At 73.3% G+C, this 5,324-nt stretch carries 5 protein-coding genes; 3 read left to right on the forward strand and 2 right to left on the reverse strand.

The genetic code is table 11. The features are described 5' to 3' along the window. Nucleotides 1–298: 298 nt before the first annotated feature. Nucleotides 299–832, reverse strand: coding sequence for a hypothetical protein (locus ACWCP2_RS38030; RefSeq protein WP_450913105.1), 534 nt, complete (start codon nt 830–832; stop codon nt 299–301). 261 nt (nt 833–1,093) lie between these two features. Between ACWCP2_RS38030 and fmt the strand changes: the two genes are divergently transcribed. Continuing rightward, entirely contained in the window at nt 1,094–2,041 is a 948-nt protein-coding gene (gene fmt, locus ACWCP2_RS38035) for a methionyl-tRNA formyltransferase (protein WP_450913106.1), read from the forward strand. 56 nt (nt 2,042–2,097) lie between these two features. Beyond that, nucleotides 2,098–3,552 (forward strand): RsmB/NOP family class I SAM-dependent RNA methyltransferase, encoded by a 1,455-nt coding sequence (locus ACWCP2_RS38040; RefSeq protein ID WP_450913107.1) that lies wholly within the window; start codon nt 2,098–2,100, stop codon nt 3,550–3,552. 105 nt (nt 3,553–3,657) lie between these two features. Here the strand turns inward: ACWCP2_RS38040 and ACWCP2_RS38045 are convergent, their stop codons facing one another. Continuing rightward, nucleotides 3,658–4,053 carry a RidA family protein gene (locus ACWCP2_RS38045; RefSeq protein WP_450913109.1) on the reverse strand — a complete coding sequence of 132 codons (396 nt, stop codon included), beginning with the start codon at nt 4,051–4,053 and terminating at the stop codon, nt 3,658–3,660. 147 nt (nt 4,054–4,200) lie between these two features. On the opposite strand from ACWCP2_RS38045, the gene ACWCP2_RS38050 reads away from it, so the two are divergent. Further along, entirely contained in the window at nt 4,201–5,190 is a 990-nt protein-coding gene (locus ACWCP2_RS38050) for a helix-turn-helix transcriptional regulator (protein WP_450913108.1), read from the forward strand. Nucleotides 5,191–5,324: the final 134 nt, after the last annotated feature.

Here is a 5,324-nt window from a genome sequence, read left to right on the forward strand (position 1 = left end):
TCTGCCAGCGCCGGCAGCAATATCCAGCCTCGCCGGCGTTTGAGGCGCGGGGTCTGGGGCGGAGCCCCAGGGGGGTCCGGGCGCAGCCCGGTACCCCTGCTCTTCAGCCCGTCCGGCGTTTGAGGACCGGGGTCCGGGCAGAGCCCGGGGAACGGTGGAAGGGTGGGTAGGGGACTTCGCCCCGCAGGGCAGCGGCCCCGGCTCGGCGGGGGACGACGGAGCCCCCGCCGGGGGCGGCCCGTGAGGGCGCTCCGGCGGGGGCTGGGCCGTCGGGGGTCGGCGTCCCGGCGGCGGGGGATCAGCCGTTGCGGGGGCCGGGGAAGGCGGCGGGGCGGGACGCGCCCGCCTCCTCGCGCACCGGCTGCGGCGGCACCGAGCGGGCCGCCGGGACGGTGGGCAGGGGCCCCAGGGTCCGGGTCGTGGTCGTGGTGGTGGTCGTCGTGCCCTCGGCCAGCGGCTCCCGCTCGGCGGACTCGGCGCTCTGCGCCCGCCGGGCACCGTAGCGCCGGTGGACGGCCTGCTTGGTGACACCGAGCGCCGACCCGACCGCGTCCCACGAGAAGCCGAGCGAGCGGTCGAAGTCCACCGCGGCGGTGACCAGCGTCTCGACGCTGTCCCGCAGCTCCTGGGCGAGGCGGACGGTGGGCGCGGGTGCCCGGCCGTAGACGACGAAGCCCGTGGACGGGCCTGAGCGGCGCGGGCGGTAGACGTTGCCGAGCTGCGCGGTGAGCGTGCGCAGAGCATCCACCTGCCGGCGAACCCGCTCGATGTCCCGCACCAGGAGATGCAGGCTGGCCCGTGCTTGGGCGTCGTGGGTGGCGTGGTCGGCCATGAAGAAGCCTCTCGAACCGGTGCTGAAGAGCGGATAGGGCCGCAGACACCGTTCTGTTTCGCGGCCCGTTTCGGTCAATCTCTTTTGACCAACGCGCTAGCGGGTGGGCAGGTCACGCTGTGGGGGCGTGTCGGCATATGCGAGGAGCGCGCGTGTGTGCGTACGCCCCCTCGGGCGGGCGGCGCGACGCAGGTGGGACCGCGGGCGGACAGACCATAGACTGATGTGCTGCTGACAGCCGAGATAGCGAGGTAGACCCCAGTGAAGCTCGTCTTCGCAGGCACCCCCGAGGTCGCCGTGCCCGCCCTGGACGCTCTGATCGCCTCCGGGCGTCACGAGGTCGCCGCCGTCGTCACCCGGCCCGACGCCCCGGCCGGACGGGGCCGCCGCCTCGTCGCCAGCCCCGTCGCCGAGCGCGCCGAGGAAGCCGGCATCGAAGTGCTCAAGCCCGCCCGCCCGCGCGACCCGGAGTTCCAGGCCCGGTTGCGGGAGATCGGGCCCGACTGCTGCCCGGTGGTCGCGTACGGCGCGCTGATCCCCAAGGCCGCCCTGGACATCCCCAAGCACGGCTGGGTCAACCTGCACTTCTCGCTGCTGCCCGCCTGGCGCGGTGCCGCGCCCGTGCAGCAGTCGATCATGGCGGGGGACGAGGTCACCGGTGCCTCCACCTTCCGGATCGAGGAGGGGCTGGACACCGGCCCGGTCTTCGGGATCCTCACCGAGGAGATCCGCCCCACCGACACCAGCGGTGACCTGCTGACCCGCCTGGCCTTCGCCGGCTCCGGGCTGCTGGTCGCCACCATGGACGGCATCGAGGACGGCACCCTGCGGGCGGTGGAGCAGCCCTCCGACGGGATCTCCCTCGCACCGAAGATCACCGTCGAGGACGCCCACGTCGACTGGAAGGCGCCCGCCCTGCGCGTCGACCGGCTGGTGCGCGGCTGCACCCCGGCGCCGGGCGCGTGGACGGTCTTCCGGGGGGAGCGGCTCAAGCTCGTCTCGGTCGGGCTCGTCGCGGACCGCACGGACCTCGCCCCGGGCGACCTGGGCGTGGCCAAGAACAACGTCTACGCCGGCACCGGCTCGCACGCCGTGGAGCTGCTCTGGGTGCAGCCGCAGGGCAAGAAGCCGATGAAGGCCGCCGACTGGGCGCGCGGCGTGCGGATCGCTCCGGGTGAGCGGCTCGGCGGCGGGGCCGACGTAGGCTGATTTTCGTAGTTTCAGTCAATTCCTTCAGCGTTACGTAAATCCGGAGCACCTTTCACGTGAGCGAACAGCCCAAGAGCGGCGGCAAGCCCGGCAAGACGGCCAAGCCGTACCGCAGGCCCAAGAAGGACCCCGTCCGGATGCTGGCCTTCGAGGTGCTGCGGGCGGTGGACGAGCGCGACGCGTACGCGAACCTCGTGCTGCCGCCGCTGCTGAAGAAGGCCCGCAAGGACGAGACCTTCCAGGCACGGGACGCGGCGCTGGCCACCGAGCTCGTCTACGGGACCCTGCGCCGCCAGGGCACGTACGACGCGGTCATCAAGGCCTGCATCGACCGGCCCCTGCGCGAGGTCGACCCGCCGGTGCTCGACGTGCTCTCGCTCGGCGCGCACCAGCTGCTCGGGACCCGGATCCCCACCCACGCGGCGGTCTCCGCGAGCGTGGAGCTGGCCCGGGTGGTGCTCGGCGACGGACGGGCGAAGTTCGTCAACGCGGTGCTGCGCAAGATCTCCGCGCACGACCTGGAGGGGTGGCTGGAGAAGGTCGCCCCGCCGTACGAGGACGACGCCGAGGAGCACCTCGCGGTCTTCCACTCGCACCCGAGGTGGGTCGTCAGCGCCCTGTGGGACTCGCTGGGCGGCGGCCGGGCCGGGATCGAGGACCTGCTGGAGGCCGACAACGAGCGGCCCGAGGTCACGCTCGTGGCCCGGCCCGGGCGGTCCACGGCGCAGGAGCTGCTGGAAGCGGTGGGCGAGGACTCGGCGCTGCCCGGGCGCTGGTCCCCGTACGCGGTCAGGATGGCCGAGGGCGGCGAACCGGGCGCGCTGGAGGCGGTCCGCGAGGGCCGCGCCGGTGTCCAGGACGAAGGCAGCCAGCTGGTGGCGATGGCCCTGGCGGCCGTCCCGGTCGAGGGCCGCGACGAGCGGTGGCTGGACGGCTGCGCCGGACCGGGCGGCAAGGCGGCGCTGCTCGCGGCGCTCGCCGCCCAGCGCGGGGCGTTCCTGCTGGCCTCCGAGAAGCAGCCCCACCGGGCACGCCTCGTCGAGCGCGCGCTCGCCGGCAACCCCGGCCCCTACCAGGTCATCACGGCCGACGGAACGCGGCCGCCGTGGCTGCCGGGCTCCTTCGACCGGGTCCTGATGGACGTGCCCTGCTCGGGCCTGGGCGCGCTGCGCCGCCGCCCGGAGGCGCGCTGGCGCCGCCGGCCGGAGGACCTGGAGAGCTTCGCGCCGCTCCAGCGCGGGCTGCTGCGCGAGGCGCTCTCGGCCGTCCGGGTGGGCGGCGTCGTGGGCTACGCCACGTGCTCGCCGCACCTGGCGGAGACCCGGGTGGTGGTGGAGGACGTACTGAAGGGCCGGGGCGCGGGCGCGGCCCCGATCTCCGCGGAACTGATCGACGCGCGACCGTACATGCAGGAGGTCCCGGCACTGGGCGACGGCCCGGACGTACAGCTGTGGCCGCACTTGCACGGGACGGACGCGATGTATCTGGCGCTGATCCGGCGGACTGGGTAGGGGGCGGGCTGGGTGGTCGGGGTGGGTGGTCGGGGTGGGTGGTCGGCTGGGTGGTCGGGCTGGGTGGTCGGCTGGGTGGTCGGGCTGGGTGGCCGGCCCGGAGCCCTACGCGACGGCGGTGCCCTCCAGCTCGACCAGCTGGCCGGGGATCGCCAGCCGCGTCACGCCGAGCATCGTGGTGGTGGGCGCCACCCCGGCGGCGCCCAGGCGTGACGCCAGCTCGCCGTAGTGCCGGAAGAGCAGGTCGACGTCGGTCGTGTAGACGTTGAGCCGGACCAGGTTCGCGAGCGACATGCCCGCCTCGGCGAGCACGGCCTCCACGTTGTCGACGCTCAGCGCCAGCTGCGCCGCCATGTCGCCTTCGTGCTCGGGCTTGCCTTCGGCGCTCATCGCGGTCTGGCCCGAGATGTAGAGGGTCCGGGTGTGGCCGGAGACGACCTCGCCCTGGTTGAAGCCCATCTCTGCCGACCAGGTCACGGGGTTGATGGGGGTCCGGTTGATCTGCGTTGCCATGTCGGCTCCGTTGGTTGGTGGTTGGTGGTTGGTGGTTGGTTGGTTGGTTGGTTCGTGGTTCGTTCGGGTTGGTGCTCAATGAGCCTCGCAATGAATCACGACACCCTCTGTCATGTATTCCGATAGAGTTTTTTCGTGCGCGCAGATCGGTTGGTTTCGCTGGTTCTGCTCCTGCGCCAGCGCGGTCGGCTGACTGCGGATGCCCTGGCCCGCGAGCTGGAGGTGTCCACCCGTACGGTGCTGCGCGACATCGAGGCACTGTCGGCCGCCGGGGTCCCGGTCTACGCCGAACGCGGCCGGCACGGCGGCTTCGCGCTGTCGCCCGGATTCCGCACTGAGCTCACCGGCCTGAACCACGAAGAGGCCCTCGCCCTGCTGGCCGCCGGATCGGGGCGCGGCGAGCAGGTGTTCGGCCTGGGACCGGCGCTCGCTTCGGCGATGCGGAAGGTGGTCGACGCGCTCCCCGAAAGCCATCGGGCCGTCGCCAGTGACGCGGCCCAGCGATTCCTCGTCGACCCGGAGGCCGACCTGCTGTCGCGCCGGCTGGTCGCCGAGGAGGTCCCCGGCACCACGATGGTCGAGGTCCGGCGCGCGGTGCTCGCCGGGCGCAAGCTGCGGATCCACTACGCGGCCACGGGCGAGCCGGCGCAGTGGCGGACGGTGGACCCGATAGGGCTGGTCACCGTACGGGACCGGGGCTACTTGCTCGCCACGAGATCCGGCGAGGACCGCACGTACCGGCTGTCGCGCGTACTGGCGGCGGAGGAACTCCCGGAGGCGGCGGAGCGGCCGAACCGGGTCGACCTGGACCGGATCTGGCAGGAACGCTCCGCGCAGTTCCTGTCCGGCGGCGACCACATCGCCGTGCAGCTCCGGGTGAACCCGGCCCGCCGGGAAGACCTGCTGAACACCGCACTGGCGGTCCGCGCGGAAGAGCCGGAGGCGGACGGGGAGGGCTGGCTGCGCCTGGAGGTGACCTTCCAGGATTCACGACATGCCGAGTGGGCTCTGTGGCAGCTCGGCACGGACGGCGAAGCCCTGGCCCCGCAGTCGCTGCGCAGGGTCCTGCGGGAACGGGCCGAGGCGGTGGCGGAGCGGTACGCGACCGAGATCGAGGAGTCGTAGGGGGGGGCTTGGGCTGCGGGTTCGTGCTTGGCTGCGTGGGGGTCCGGGGGGAGCCCGGCAGTCCAGTGTCCTTTCGGTGCGGGCCGGTCCCTCAAGGGCGCTCCCTGCGGTCGCGTCGCTACGCGATGGCCTTC

This window comes from Streptomyces sp. NPDC002104, assembly GCF_053593795.1.

What these genes read in the sequence shown, in the direction of transcription:
- ACWCP2_RS38030 (WP_450913105.1), bottom strand. Translation starts at nt 832, where the DNA reads ATGGCCGACCACGCCACCCACGACGCCCAAGCACGGGCCAGCCTGCAT.